This is a genomic window from Streptomyces sp. NPDC019937, from assembly GCF_040631655.1.
Taxonomy (GTDB): domain Bacteria; phylum Actinomycetota; class Actinomycetes; order Streptomycetales; family Streptomycetaceae; genus Streptomyces.
On record NZ_JBEYAL010000007.1, the window covers coordinates 193,714 to 206,363 of the forward strand.

14 protein-coding genes are annotated in these 12,650 nt (G+C 70.5%); 3 read left to right on the forward strand and 11 right to left on the reverse strand.

What is annotated here, in order from left to right; translation table 11 throughout:
* Positions 1–9 precede the first annotated feature (9 nt).
* Positions 10–1,419 carry a helix-turn-helix transcriptional regulator gene (locus ABZ562_RS09280; RefSeq protein ID WP_361476023.1) on the reverse strand — a complete coding sequence of 470 codons (1,410 nt, stop codon included), beginning with the start codon at positions 1,417–1,419 and terminating at the stop codon, positions 10–12.
* Between the two features lie 207 nt (positions 1,420–1,626).
* Here ABZ562_RS09280 and ABZ562_RS09285 point away from each other — a divergent pair, with 207 nt between their 5' ends.
* Both ABZ562_RS09285 and ABZ562_RS09290 read left to right on the forward strand, forming a co-directional pair.
* Positions 1,627–2,268 (forward strand): DUF4232 domain-containing protein, encoded by a 642-nt coding sequence (locus ABZ562_RS09285; RefSeq protein WP_361475874.1) that lies wholly within the window; start codon positions 1,627–1,629, stop codon positions 2,266–2,268.
* 156 nt (positions 2,269–2,424) lie between these two features.
* A complete protein-coding gene (locus tag ABZ562_RS09290) occupies positions 2,425–2,988 on the forward strand; it encodes a dihydrofolate reductase family protein (protein ID WP_361475876.1) in 564 nt (187 codons plus the stop codon).
* Here ABZ562_RS09290 and ABZ562_RS09295 read toward each other — a convergent pair.
* The 4 genes from ABZ562_RS09295 to ABZ562_RS09310 form a co-directional block, all read right to left on the reverse strand.
* The gene (locus ABZ562_RS09295) at positions 2,950–3,858 is read right to left on the reverse strand and encodes an oxygenase MpaB family protein (RefSeq protein WP_361475878.1); all 909 of its coding nucleotides are present in this window, start codon (positions 3,856–3,858) and stop codon (positions 2,950–2,952) included. The two genes, ABZ562_RS09290 and ABZ562_RS09295, sit on opposite strands and share 39 nt — an antisense overlap.
* A gap of 24 nt (positions 3,859–3,882) precedes the next feature.
* Positions 3,883–4,095: a hypothetical protein gene (locus ABZ562_RS09300; protein ID WP_361475880.1), complete on the reverse strand. Its 213-nt coding sequence runs from the start codon at positions 4,093–4,095 to the stop codon at positions 3,883–3,885.
* A gap of 84 nt (positions 4,096–4,179) precedes the next feature.
* A complete protein-coding gene (locus tag ABZ562_RS09305; protein WP_361475882.1) occupies positions 4,180–4,674 on the reverse strand; it encodes a DUF4232 domain-containing protein in 495 nt (164 codons plus the stop codon).
* Between the two features lie 23 nt (positions 4,675–4,697).
* Positions 4,698–5,342 (reverse strand): TetR/AcrR family transcriptional regulator, encoded by a 645-nt coding sequence (locus ABZ562_RS09310; protein WP_361475884.1) that lies wholly within the window; start codon positions 5,340–5,342, stop codon positions 4,698–4,700.
* 79 nt (positions 5,343–5,421) lie between these two features.
* Here ABZ562_RS09310 and ABZ562_RS09315 point away from each other — a divergent pair, with 79 nt between their 5' ends.
* Positions 5,422–6,441: an NAD-dependent epimerase/dehydratase family protein gene (locus tag ABZ562_RS09315; RefSeq protein WP_361475886.1), complete on the forward strand. Its 1,020-nt coding sequence runs from the start codon at positions 5,422–5,424 to the stop codon at positions 6,439–6,441.
* A gap of 381 nt (positions 6,442–6,822) precedes the next feature.
* On the opposite strand, the gene ABZ562_RS09320 is transcribed toward ABZ562_RS09315, so the two are convergent.
* From ABZ562_RS09320 to ABZ562_RS09345, 6 genes are all read right to left on the reverse strand, one after another.
* A complete protein-coding gene (locus ABZ562_RS09320; RefSeq protein WP_361476025.1) occupies positions 6,823–7,386 on the reverse strand; it encodes a DUF6461 domain-containing protein in 564 nt (187 codons plus the stop codon).
* A 323-nt stretch (positions 7,387–7,709) separates the two neighbouring features.
* Complete coding sequence (locus ABZ562_RS09325) at positions 7,710–8,105, reverse strand: VOC family protein (protein WP_361475888.1); 396 nt, start codon at positions 8,103–8,105, stop codon at positions 7,710–7,712.
* A complete protein-coding gene (locus ABZ562_RS09330; protein ID WP_361475890.1) occupies positions 8,102–8,755 on the reverse strand; it encodes an MOSC domain-containing protein in 654 nt (217 codons plus the stop codon). Before ABZ562_RS09330 ends, ABZ562_RS09325 begins: the two co-directional genes overlap by 4 nt.
* A 43-nt stretch (positions 8,756–8,798) precedes the next feature.
* Positions 8,799–10,013, reverse strand: coding sequence for an acyltransferase (locus ABZ562_RS09335; protein ID WP_361475892.1), 1,215 nt, complete (start codon positions 10,011–10,013; stop codon positions 8,799–8,801).
* 94 nt (positions 10,014–10,107) lie between these two features.
* Positions 10,108–11,529 carry a polysialyltransferase family glycosyltransferase gene (locus ABZ562_RS09340; protein WP_361475894.1) on the reverse strand — a complete coding sequence of 474 codons (1,422 nt, stop codon included), beginning with the start codon at positions 11,527–11,529 and terminating at the stop codon, positions 10,108–10,110.
* Positions 11,529–12,506, reverse strand: a complete 978-nt coding sequence (locus ABZ562_RS09345) for a glycosyltransferase family 2 protein (RefSeq protein ID WP_361475896.1) — start codon at positions 12,504–12,506, stop codon at positions 11,529–11,531. The genes ABZ562_RS09340 and ABZ562_RS09345 overlap by 1 nt, the downstream gene beginning before the upstream one ends.
* Positions 12,507–12,650: the final 144 nt, after the last annotated feature.

Genomic DNA, 12,650 nt, shown 5'->3' on the forward strand with positions numbered 1-12,650 from the left:
GCCTGGTCTTCACCCCACCCGATCGATCCACTCCGTGCCGCCCAGTGGGTAGTCGTAGCCGGGGCGGCCGACGTTGGCGCTGGTGCGGAACGGGGCGCCGCTGTTGTCGATGTGGACGGTGCCGCGGCGGTTGCCGCTGGACCAGTCCAGGGCGAGGTCCCAGCGGACGTCGTGCGCCTTGGTGTGGGCGGTGATGTAGAAGACCTCCGGGTCGGACTCGCTGACCTTGTACGGAAAGTCGCGCTGGCCGTTCTTGACGGTGACGGTGGGGCTGCCGTTGTCGAGGTCGATGTCGAACGACTTGGTGTCCACGCCGCCGCCGCAGCCGACGCCCATCGAGTAGTCGTTCCAGGCGAGCGGGGCGCCCTTGGTGACGACGCGTACGTGCAGCGCCTCCAGGACGACGGTGTCCTCTCCGGTGCCCTGCACCGTGAGGGCGACGCGCTGCTCCCCGGAGGAGACCGCGCCGTACGCGGCGGACCAGCGGGGCGCGTCCCGCTCGGGGGCGGGCGGGCCGACCTGTTCGGGTTCCCTGTTGACGAGGAAGTGCTGGCTGCAGGGGCTGTCGTAGATGTAGGGGCGGGTGCCGACGTTGAGCGGTACGCCGCCGGTGCCCCGCTCGGCGGAGCCGCCGCCGTCGTCGTGGGCGGCGGCCTCCGATGGCGGTGCGGAGGGCGTGCCGGTCTTCGCGCTCCGGGACGGGGGAGGGGAGGCCGACGTGGAGGGCCGCTTGTCGTCCGCCCGGCCGGTGCGGGGGGCCGTAGGCGTGGCGGAGTGGGTGCCGGTGACCAGGGTGGTGTCCCCGGCGGCCGTCCGGTGGCCGCCGTCACCCCCGGCACCACCGGAGGACGGCAGGCTCACGGCGAGCGCGACGGCGCCCAGCACGGCGGCCGCGGCGACGGAGGCGATGAGCGCGGTGCGGCGCCGACGGGTCCGCGGGGGCGCGGGCGGGGTGGTGCCGCCGACGACGGGTTCGTCACGTCCGCCGGGTGCGGGGAGTTCACCGCCCACGTCCTCCGGCTCCGTCCCGCCCGAATCGGCAGGGCGGTCCTCGGCGCCGGGGGCCGGTTCCTCAGCCGTCGGGGCCCGCTCGGGTTCCTCGGCCCCGGCGTCGCGTGTCACCTCGTTCGGCCCCGGCCCCTTACGTCTTCGTGCCGCGTCCGCCAGAATCCACCGCCGGTGCAGCTCGACCAGTTCCTCGGGGGTCGCCCGGCACATCCGGGCGAGCCGTTCGACCGGCGCGTAGTCGGCCGGCACCGCGCTGCCGTTGCAGTAGCGGTGCAGTGTCGACCTGCTCATGTGCAGCCGCTTGGCGAGCGTCCCGTAGCTCAGCTTCGACTGCTCCTTGAGCCCCCGCAGCAGCTCCGCGAACGCCTCCGCGTCCCCGGCCGCCCCCCTCGCCTCGGTGGCCCCTGTCACTCCTGACACCGTTCCCTCCCCTTCCCCGCTGGCCCGACGCGTCCCATCTCCGCGTTCCAGGCGCTTTACGTTCCCCCTGGTAAAAGCCCGTTTCGGCGTTCCAGCGTTCCAACCTGCCCGGAATTTGTGGCGGTTGGGACAGATGGCCCCACAAGCTCAGGTCATCCAAGCAGCACATCCACCGCACCGCCGAAGGGACTCCCTCACATGTCCGGCACCCGCCTCTCCCGCACCCGCCTTTTGGCCGTCGCCGCGACCGCCGCGGTCGCCACCCTCTCCCTGACCGCGTTCACCGACGGATCGGGTGCCCGTGCAGAGGGTGCGTCGGTGTCCTCCCACGAGGACGCGAAGTCCCTCGCCGGTGCGAAGCCGGTCGCGAACGCGTCCGCGGTGTCGGCGAACAGCAAGGCCACCACGAACCGGGCCGCCGTCACCTGCCAGGGCTCCAACACCAAGACGACCGCGGCCCCCCTGGCCCGCCCCCTCAACCACATGCTGCTCACGGTCACCAACACCGGCAGCAAGCCCTGCTACCTCTACAACTACCCGGCCGTCCAGTTCGAGTCGGCCCAGTCGGTGCCGCCGGTCATCGAGGCGTCGAAGCCGCAGGCCGTCGTCACGCTCGCCCCGGGCGAGTCCGGCTACGCCTCCGTGAACCTGTCCGCCGCCGACGGCAGCGGCTCGAACGGCTACACCGCGAAGTCCCTCGCCGTCTACTTCTCGGACCGCAACGGTGGCAGCCTCTCCTCGGCCGCCCACCCGTCCCTGCCCGCCAAGGGCGTCTACATCGACGACTCCATCAAGGTCAGCTACTGGCAGCAGGACCTGGACGACGCCATCATCTGGTAGCCCACCGCTGACCCGCTCCCCCCTCGCCCGGGCCGAAGGCCCTGGCGGGGGGTTCGGCGCGTAGCCGGCTTTCTCGTCCTCCGAGGAATGATCCGCGATGAGTTTCGCGGTGTTCAGCGGTCCTACTGTCGAACCCGTCACCGAGGAGGACTTCTGATGCGCAGCGTGACCTATTCGATGGGCGTCTCCCTCGACGGCTACATCGTCGGGCCGGACGGCGGCTTCGACTGGACGGCGCCGGACGAGGACGTCTTTCGCTTCTGGATCGACGAGATCCGGGAGGTCGGCGTCCACCTGCTGGGACGACGGCTGTACGAGACGATGTTGTACTGGGAGACCGCCGATCAGGACCCCTCGCTCGACGACGCCATGCTCGAGTGGACCGCGCTCTGGAAGCCGCTCCCGAAGGTGGTGTTCTCCACCACGCTGTCGGCGGTGCAGGGCCATGCCCGCCTGGCTTCCGGCGGGCCGGCGGAGGAGATCGAGCGGTTGCGGGCCGAGCCGGGGGAGGGCGACATCGCGATCGGTGGCGCGACCCTCGCCGCCGAGGCGGCCGCGTCGGGCCTGATCGACGAGTACCGGACCATGGTCTATCCGGTGCTGGTCGGCGGTGGCATTCCGTACTTCCCCCGGCACGAGCGCCGGGTGGATCTCGAACTCGTCGAGACCCGCACCTTCAGCTCAGGGGTCGTCTATCTCCGCCACCGCGTGGTGCGCTAGCCGCGCCCGGGCGGCGGCCTGGATCCGGGAGGGGCCGAGACCCCATTCGAGGGTACGTCCGACGGCCGTCGCCAGGGGCCGGTCCCAGGCGGTGCGGACGGGGGCCGGGCGGTGGATGCCCAGTTCGGCGCGGGCCCAGTCGGGGAGGAGCCCGACCGAGGCGTTCATGAGCAGGCCGACGACCAGCCGCTCCCGTGGTGTGCGTCCGAAGCGGCGGAGGAACAGCACCGAGTCCAGCGCGGCCGGGGTGGCATGGAGTTGGGGGCGGAGGCGGGTCAGGTAGCGCTCGGCTTCGAGGGACGTGCGCGGTACGTTCCGCGCGCCCAGCGCCTCGGCCACGGGGGCGGCCTGGCGGTAGTAGGCGTCGCACTCGGCGGGGGTCAGCCGGAGCGGCCGGGGCGCGTAGGCCTGGTGGCCGGCGAGGAAGCTGCGTACCTCGGCGGTGTGCACCCAGGTCAGCAGGTCGGGGTCGTCCGCGCGGTACGGCCGGCCGTCGGGGGCGGTGCCGTGCACCCGGATGTGGATCCGCCGGACGAGGTCGATCACCTCGCGGGCGGCGGCCGAGGAGCCGAAGGTGGTCGTGGTGATGAACCGTACGGTTCCGTTCAGCCGCCCGACCGGATCGGCGCGGAAATCCGAGTGCTGGTCGACGCCCGCCATGGCCAGCGGATGCAGCGACTGGAGCATGAGCGCGGCGAACCCGCCGGTGAGCATCCCGGTGGCATGCCCGTGCACCCGCCACACCGGATCCCCCGGCGCGATCCCGAACAGCCCGGGATCACCGGGCGGCCCCGCGTACCGCTCCAGCTTGAGATCCCCGCCGTGCATGGTCGCCGTGAGTTCCGCCGAGATCCGTTCCCGCAGTCCCACCAGCACCTCCAGGATCGGTGTCCCTCAGCCGAGGGTACCGATCCGCCCGGAGAGCACGGCCCCGAGGATGAGCAGTCCGCACAGGGGATTGGTGGCGAACACCCGCCCGCAGGCTCCGGCATCCATACGGTCGGCCCGCCGTACCTGCCACCCCAACTGCCCCGCGACCACACACAGTCCGGGCCAGTACAGCGGCCCGAGCCCGGCCACGACCCCGAACCAGGCGAGCAGCGTCACACACCCCGCGTACGCGCCACCCACCAGCGCCCGGCTGCGCCGCCGGCTGGTGGGGCTCGTAAGGCGGCGCCGGTCACACCGAGATCAGCCGATGGGGTTGACGAAGGTGGCCGGGTGGGTGGCGCCGGTCTGGTCGACGAGCGGGCCCCAGAGCCACTTCAGGGTCAGCGCGGAGGTCTCGTTCGGCGGGGTGAGGGCCACGGAGGCGGGCATCCAGGCGTTCTCCTCGTCCTCCCCGGCCAGGGCCAGGTTGATCGTGAAGTCGGTGCTGTCGCCGGGCGCCAGGGTGATCGAGCCGTACTTGGCCGACGAACGCTGGAGCGACCAGCTCTGACCGCCGTTCTCGGACCTGAGGTCCACGCCCGGGAAGCCGCCGATCTTGCAGGTGCGGCTGCCCTTGTTGGTCAGCACGATGCTGGTGGTCGTCGGGCCGTCCGCGTTCGGGTCCGGGGTCGCGTCCTCGCCCGTGGCGAACGCCGCTTTCAGGCCGGAGGTGTGGCAGCGCTGGACGTTCGAGCCCGCCTCGACTCTGATGTCGGAGCCCCCAGTTCGGAGGGCATCCGCGCCTTTCCAAGGCATCCGACCGGCAGGTGTCCGGTGGATCAAGGCTCAGCTGCGATGGTCTTCTGGTCACCGTCGGTCGGGGACACATCGAGGAGCCGCAGCATCGCGGGGAGCAAGTCGCTCGTCAACGGATCCGGGGTGTCTTCGTCGATCGCGCCCTCCAGCGCGAGGCTTGTATAGCCGTGCACGAGTGACCACACTGCGTAGCTCGGCACCAGCGCGGGGTCCGCACTATCCGGTAGCTGCGCATCCTGGCCGCGCAGGCCACGGTCCAGGGCGCGGAGCGCCTGGTGCTTCTGCTCGACCAGGTCTGGATCGTTGAAGTCGAACTGGGTCATACGCCACATGAGGTCGAACAGCGCGCGGTTGTCCCGGGCGAACGCAACATACTCGGCCGAGAGCGCCGCGACCCGCTCCCGCACATCGCGCCCGACGACCTCCACTGCCTCCAGCCGGTCGCAGAGTTGGCGGTAGGCGCGTGTGGCGAGCGCGCCGAGCAGCCCGCGCGCGTCGCCGAAGTGGTGCTTGGGAGCGGACTGCGACACTCCCACCCGGCGCGCGGCCTCGCGCATGCTGAACCCGGCGACACCGCTCTCGGACAGCACTTCGAGCGCGCTGTCGAGCAGCGCCGCGCGCAGATTGCCGTGATGGTAGCGATCGCCGGCTCTCGGTTCTTCGGTCATCATCAAGTCCTTATCTTGACAGTGAGCAGACCCGCCGTAAACTGCTCGCTGTCAAGATAGGGCGATCGCTGGGATAGGTATGACGGACACGGTCCTTGTCACGGGGGTCTCGGGGTTCATCGGTGGTCACACAGCGGCAGAGCTTCTGCGGCGCGGATACGCGGTCCGCGGGTCCGTGCGGTCTCCGGCCCGAGCCGCCGAGGTGCGCGCTGCGATGGCAGAGGCAGGTGCAGATGACACGTTGCTGGAGCTCCTGCAGCTCGATCTGTTGTCGGACGAGGGATGGGCGGCCGCGACCACGGGCTGCCGGTTCGTACTGCACGTCGCTTCCCCCTTCGTCACGACGAAGCCGAAGGACCCGCAGGACTTGATCCGCCCCGCCGTACAGGGCACGACGCGGGCAATCGACGCAGCGCTCGATGCAGGCGTGGAGCGCGTGGTCGTCACCTCGTCTCTCGCGGCGGTGCAGTACGCCCCGGCGCGCAGCGATCACGTCTTCACGGCATCCGACTGGACCCCACTCGACCGCCGTGGCCTCGGTGCCTACGTAGTTTCGAAGGTCCGGGCCGAGCGCGCGGCGTGGGATATCGCCGACCGACGCGGCGCGCGCGACCGGCTCGCCGTCATCAACCCGGGCGCGGTCATCGGGCCCCTCCTCTCCGACGACCCGGGAACATCGGTCTCGGCGATCCAGCAGGTCATGGCCGGCGCGTTGCCGATGGTCCCAGACCTGCGACTCCCGTGGGTCCACGTGCGAGACGTCGCCGACGCGCACATCGAGGCCATGACCTCCGAAACGGCGGGCGCACATCGCACGATCGTCGCGACCGACCCGACTTCGCTCATCGACGTCGCCACGGTGCTCCGCGAGAGGCTTCCCGAGGCGAGCGGGAAGATCCCTACACGGGCGATGCCGGCATGGCTCACCTGGGTCGCGAGCGTGTTCGAACCTCAGTTGCGCGACAACCGGTGGCTCATCGGCTCGGCGCAGCGCTTCGACCACGGCACAGCCGAGGCGCTCCTGGCCCGCCCGCTCCACTCGATCCCCGACACGATCGAGGAAACCGGCCGCAGCCTCGCCGAGCGCGGACTCATCTGAGGCCGCCCTGGAAACCGCGCCGTGTGCAGAGTGCCCGGGCCAGGTGACGACCTCGCACCACCCCCAGGACGCCTTCGGGAACCGGAAGCTCCCCTCACGGGCAGTCTTGGCCGACGGCCGCGGGCGTTCCTCAGCGCCCTTCGGGACGGGCAGAGCTTGCGCAGCAGCCCGGTGACATTGCGGTGGACTGGCCCACCGTCACCACGGTAGGGACCGTCACCGGCAGTGAGAAGTGCGTACGCGGGCATATCCCCGGAGCGCTCAACTCAGACCTGGGGTCGACCTACGGCGGCTTCGTGGTCAGCGCGCGGCTCGGAGACAATGACCCGTTCTGGCTGAGCATCACCTTCCGACCTGGCTTTCGCCAATGGGCTTCGGTGGTCAGCCTCGCAGGTCGTTGAGGCTGACCGTCGGCAGGGGACTCTCAACCGTGCCGGGGGACAGCGTCAGGCCGAACTCTCGCTCCAACAGGAGCAACGCGGCACCGGACGGCTCCCACTCGCCAGACTCCCAGTTCTCGTCCAGGAAGAAACCTGCGTCCGTGAGGGCTCGGTTGAGGAACGACGGATCGGCGCCCTCGGGCGGCTCGAAGCGCCAGGCGTCGTAGGAGGCCAGCAGTTCTCCTCCTCGCGCGTGCCCGATCCGGGTCGTACCATCCATCACATTCCAGACTGAAACTGCCTCGGTCCCCACCGACAGGCGCGTGAGCACCGGGGTCTGGAGCAGCAAACCGTGGGCGTCGACGTCGAGAAGGAAGGTCCACTGACCGGCCTGGCAGACACGTGCCGCGGGGTTCTCGTGGCCGAATCCCAAGCGCCGGACAGCCTCGCCGGGGGTGTAGAGCGGGTACGGTGCCTGATCCGTGACGCTCAAGCGGGCCAGCACCTCGTCCGGCGAGACATCCCGCACACACGTAAGGCCGAAGTGATCCGACGGCACACACATGGCCAAGGATGATTCCGTCACTGCATCATGTCTTCCACTGGGGCGGCACGGGCCGCCAGCGCGCGCCCTCACCGACACTCGGGCAGCGGGTCGGCGGGCTGCACGTCTGTTCGCATGGATCACCAGAACTGTACTGCTGCCCCCTGGGGCGGTTGATGAATGAGTGGATTGCTTGGGCAAACCCCCGGCCGCCCACGACCCGAAAGACCTTGGAGAACCCGACCACGCGCCGGGACTCCGCCATGCCCAGGCAACGAAATCACCCCGCCCACGCGACAGAAGACGAACAGCGACGTCTCATCACCCCAACCGAAACGGCGAGGCTAACGGGGTGGTTCCAGGGTGCGCAGGACGCAGAATTCGTTGCCCTCGGGGTCGGCCAGGACCACCCAGCTGCGGCCGGCGCCCTGGCCCACGTCGACCTTGGTGGCGCCGAGGCCGAGCAGCCTGGTCACCTCGTCGTCGGTGCTGCTGTCGATCGGGCTGACGTCCAGGTGGAGCCGGTTCTTCACGGTCTTGCCCTCGGGGACTCGGATGAACAGCAGGGTGGGTGGCATCTGGCGGGACCGGACCTTTTCGACGGTCGGCTCCCAGGAGCCGATCTCGACCTCGGTCTCGCTCCGTTCGATCACGGTGAAGTCCAGGACCGCGCACCAGAAGGCCGCGAGGCGCTCCGGATCGTGGCAGTCGACGACCAACTCGGTGAACCTGCTGGTCATGAATCCCCCATGCGCTTGCGGATCCGGGTCTTGGTCTCCTCCGGCAGGGCGTCGGCGGCCAGGAGGCGGGGGAGCAGGGCGGCTTCGCGGGTCAGGGCGCGGAAGGCCAGGGCGATGGTGATGTCGTGATTCGGGCGAGGGGCGATCTCGACCGGGTCGCCCGGGGTGATGGCGCCGGGGGCTATGACGCGCAGGTAGGCGCCCGGCAGGGCGGCTCGGGTGAAGCGTTTGATCCAGCCTTCGCGCTCCAGCCAGCCCTGGAAGGTCGCGCAGGGGATCCGGGGGCAGGAGACCTCCAGGACCACGTCGGGGCCGATGTGCCAGCGCTCGCCGATCAGGGCGGCGTTGACGTCCAGGCCGAGGGTGGTGAGGTTCTCGCCGAAGACGCCGTTCTTCAGGGGCCTGCCCAGCTCGGCTTCCCAGCCGTCGAGGTCTTCGCGGGCGTAGGCGTAGACGGCCTGGTCGGGGCCGCCGTGGTGTTTCACGTCGTACGCCCGGTCGCCGTCGAGGCCGACCGCCCCCGTGCCCTTGGGGCCGGGGGCGGTGACGGTGACCGGGCCGTCGACGGGGCGTTTGTCGATGCCCGTCGCGCTGAGGCCCTTCCACGGGTTGGGGCGGGGCCTGCCGACGTTCACGGAGAGCAGCTTCATGGGGGTGACGGTAAGGGCTGCCGGGCCCTGAGGCGACGTATTTTCAGCGCACCCGGGCCGCCGAGAGGGAGCGTTTCAGCACGGGGGTGAGGCGCTGTTCCACGAAGCGGTAGAGGAGCCACGCCAGGGTCAGCATCAGCAGGATGGTCAGGGCGAAGGTGGCGTACGAGGGGAGGCCGAGGGTGCGGTGGAGGTACCCGACGACGACCCAGCCCAGGTGCTCGTGGACCAGGTAGAAGGGGTACGTCAGCGCGCCCGCGACCGTCAGCCAGCGCCAGTTGGCCCAGTTCAGCTTGCCGAGGGCGACCAGGGCGACGGCGAGGTAGCCGAAGGCGACGATCGCGACGATGCCGAAGGTGGAGCGGTAGGAGAAGAAGTCCGGGTTGGGGCGGTGCCACAGCTCGGAGACCGCGTAGTGCTGGCCGATGAGGAAGCTGAGGGCGACGATGCCCCAGGCCGTGGCGTCGTGGCCGTAGCGGTGGATCAGGTAGAGGCCGATGCCGCCGATGAAGTACGGGGCGTAGTTCGGCATCAGGATGAGGTCCAGCAGCGGCTGGTTCGCCGCGTCGGTGACGGCGGCGGCCAGGGTCCATACGGCGCAGAAGAGGACCACGCGCTGGCGGCCGGCGCCGGGGAGGACGACGAAGAGCGCGAAGAGGGCGTAGAAGCGCAGCTCGGCCCAGAGGGTCCAGCACACGCCCAGGACGCGGTCGGCGCCCAGCGGTTGCTGCAGCATGGTCAGGTTGACCAGGGTGTCGCTGGGCGAGACCGTCTCGAACGCCACCCAGGGGAGCGCGAAGACGACGGTGATCAGCAGGATCGCGGCCCAGTAGGCGGGGAAGAGCCGGGAGACGCGGGAGGCGAAGAAGGAGCGCAGCGGGCGTCCCCAGCCGCTCATGCAGATGACGAAGCCGCTGATCACGAAGAAGATCTGGACGCCCAGGCAGCCGTACGCGAAGTACGACGAGGCGGTCGGGAAGATGTGGCGCGGGGAGGCGCCCCACGCCTGGGCTATCTCGCCGTCGCGGCCGCCGTAGTGGTACGCGGCGACCATGAGCGCGGCCAGCAGCCGCAGCCCGTCCAGGGCGCGCAGCCGCACCGGCTGCCCCTTGCGGCCCGGGGCCGGCTGTCCCGGCCCCTGCCCCGGCTCGGGCTGCCCGGGCCCCAGTCCTGGTTCGCGCTGGGACGGGACCGAGACCGGGGCCGGGGCTATCGGGCCTGCTTCGGGGGCGGGCGGCGCGCCCGCGCCCGCGGTCATGACGCCACCCCCGAGGCGCCGGTGCGTATGTGGCTTACCCCGTGGTCGGCGGTCACGCCGTGGCTCCTTCTCGTAGGACAGATGGTCGGGTGGATCAGCTGGTGGCGGTCTTCTTCAGCGCCGCCTTCTTCAGCGCCCGGGCGCGGCGGGCGACCCGCCGCACCGTCTCGTTGCGCGGGATGAAGCCGAGCTGGGACGGCACGGCCCCGGGCAGGGCGAGCGCGGTCAGCCGGCGGCGCTTGAAGTAGCGCCAGGTGTGGGCGTCCAGATGGGCGGCGAGATAGCGCTCCGCGGCGGGCCGCAGACCGGGGTAGATCTTCGCCTGCATGCAGAAGCCGACGGCGGAGACGAGCCCGTTCAGCTTCTGTCCCGACCGCTCGTCCACCGGACCGGCCCCGGCGGCCACCGCCTTGTGGTCCTCCAGGTCCGGCAGCAGCGCGTCCACGATGGTGACGGGCACCCGGTTGCTGTTCTGGTACGGGGTCAGCCGCTCCAGCAGCACATCGGTGCCGATGCGGGCCACCGGCAGTCCGTAGAAGACGCTCGCGGTGAGCAGCGCGGTGGAGAAGCAGCCGATGACCAGGCCGGGTTCCATGCGCTGGTACAGCACCTCGGCGAGGACCGGGGTGTCCATGACGGTCAGCTCCGCGCCCAGTTCCGCGGCCTTCTTCTCCAGCATCCGCGACCAGCGCGCCGGGGCGGTCGGGTGCGGTTTGAAGACGACGGTGCGGTGGCCCAGCGCGACCGCGCCCCGCAGCATCCGCACATGCAGCTGTTCCTCCTCCTCCGGAGTGAGGATGTCCAGCGCGGACAGGTACTGCCCCAGCATCAGGGCGGGCCCGGTGCCGGTGGCGATCCGCTCGGTCGCGGAGGCGACGGCGCGCGGCGCGGCCTCGCCGATCTCGGCGAGCACCTTGGTGAACGTCTCGGTCGGCAGCACCTCGGCCGGTACGTCGAACTCGGTGAGCAGCAGCGGCTTCAGCCCCGGCACCAGGTCGAGGTGGAGCAGCCGCCGGATGCGGGTGCCGACCAGCGGGTGGAGCTTGTTACGGGTCGGGCCGTAGCTCATCAGCCCGTCGGCGTAGACGTCGATGGGGGCGCCCTGGAACACCTGGGCGATCGCCATCGCCGGGCTGACCTGGATGGACTCCAGGATCAGCTCGATGTCGTCCTCGCCGAGGTTCCACAGCAGCCGCAGATGGCGCTCCCACAGCGGGGCGTCGTCCTGGCGCGGGGACCAGCCGCCGGGGTGGAAGGGGCTGATCGTCTCGTTCCAGGACAGCACCCGGTCGAAGCGCGGCCGCAGCCGCTCGAAGCCCGGCATGTCGTCGACGGCGGGCGTGGTCTCCGGCGTCGCGGCGTTGTTGCTGACCAGCAGCAGCCGGCGGTCGGCCGGTCCGACGCTGCCCGCGTCGATCGCGGCGGCGAGGGTGGCCGCCCCGTACAGGGTGGAGGCCATGAAGATCTGGGTGCGCTTGCGCTCGCCGCGCGGGGTGTACGTCATGGTCGCGGACATCAGGCCGCCACCTCCGTGCCCGCGCCGCGGCGCTTCATCCGCCGCAGCCGGGCGGCACGCTCGTAGTCCATGGAATCCAGCGCGTCCTTCAGTACGTCCTGGGGCATGCGCTTCAGCGCGGCCGCCGACATCGAACGGAGCTTGCGGGCCACCTGCGGCTCGAAGCGTTCGATGTTTCCGAGATGGTGGGAAATGATCGCGCAGTAGGTGCGCACGGCCTTGGGGAGCAGGGTGTCCGCGTCCCGGTCCCGCGCCGTTTCCTCGATGACCTGGTCGAACGCGCGGATGAAGTCGAGCTGCCGCACATCGCCGATCTGGGTGAGCGAGGAGGAGACGCCGCGCCGGTAGAAGACGCCGTGCAGGCCGAGGACGGCGAAGCTGCGCGCCTCGCGGTGCAGCCGCCAGATCCAGGGCCGGTCCTCGGCGGTGCGCAGCCCGTGGGTGAAGTGGAGAAGCCCCTCGTCGAGCAGCCGGCGGTGGTACATGCCCGCCCAGGCGAAGGCGTAGTCGACCGAGGTGGAGCGGTCCGCGGGCAGGATCACGTCCCGCGGGTTCATCACCTGGTCGCGCAGGCCGTGCGGCACCCGGGTGACCGACCGCTTGCGGCCGGTGCACTGGACGTGGTCGGTGCGCACGAAGTCGCACCCCAGGTCCTCCATGGCGGCGAGCAGCTGCTCGTAATACCCGGGCGCGAGCCAGTCGTCGCCGTCGAGGAAGGTGATGTACTCGCCGGTGGCCGCGTCCAGACCGGTGTTGCGCGCGGTGGCGAGCCCGCCGTTCTGCTCATGACGGATGTAGACGGCCCCCGGAAGCTCGCGCTCGGCGCGCTCGAGGATCTCCGGTGTCCCGTCGGTCGCATGATCGTCGACGAGAATGAATTCGAAGTCCGCGCGTGCGTTCGCACGAAGACTTCTGAGCGTGTCAGGGGCATAGGTCTGCACGTTGTAGAACGGCACGATGACGGAGAGCTTAACCACGCGGGTGACGCTAGGTCGCCGGGCGGCATTCGTCTTGACCGTAGGTGTACGTGAAGGTGAACGAAGAACGTCGGAACGGTTAACCCGCTGCTCCGGCCAGCCGATTCGCCATTCGTCGACGCGCTGTTAACCCTTTGTTGCTCC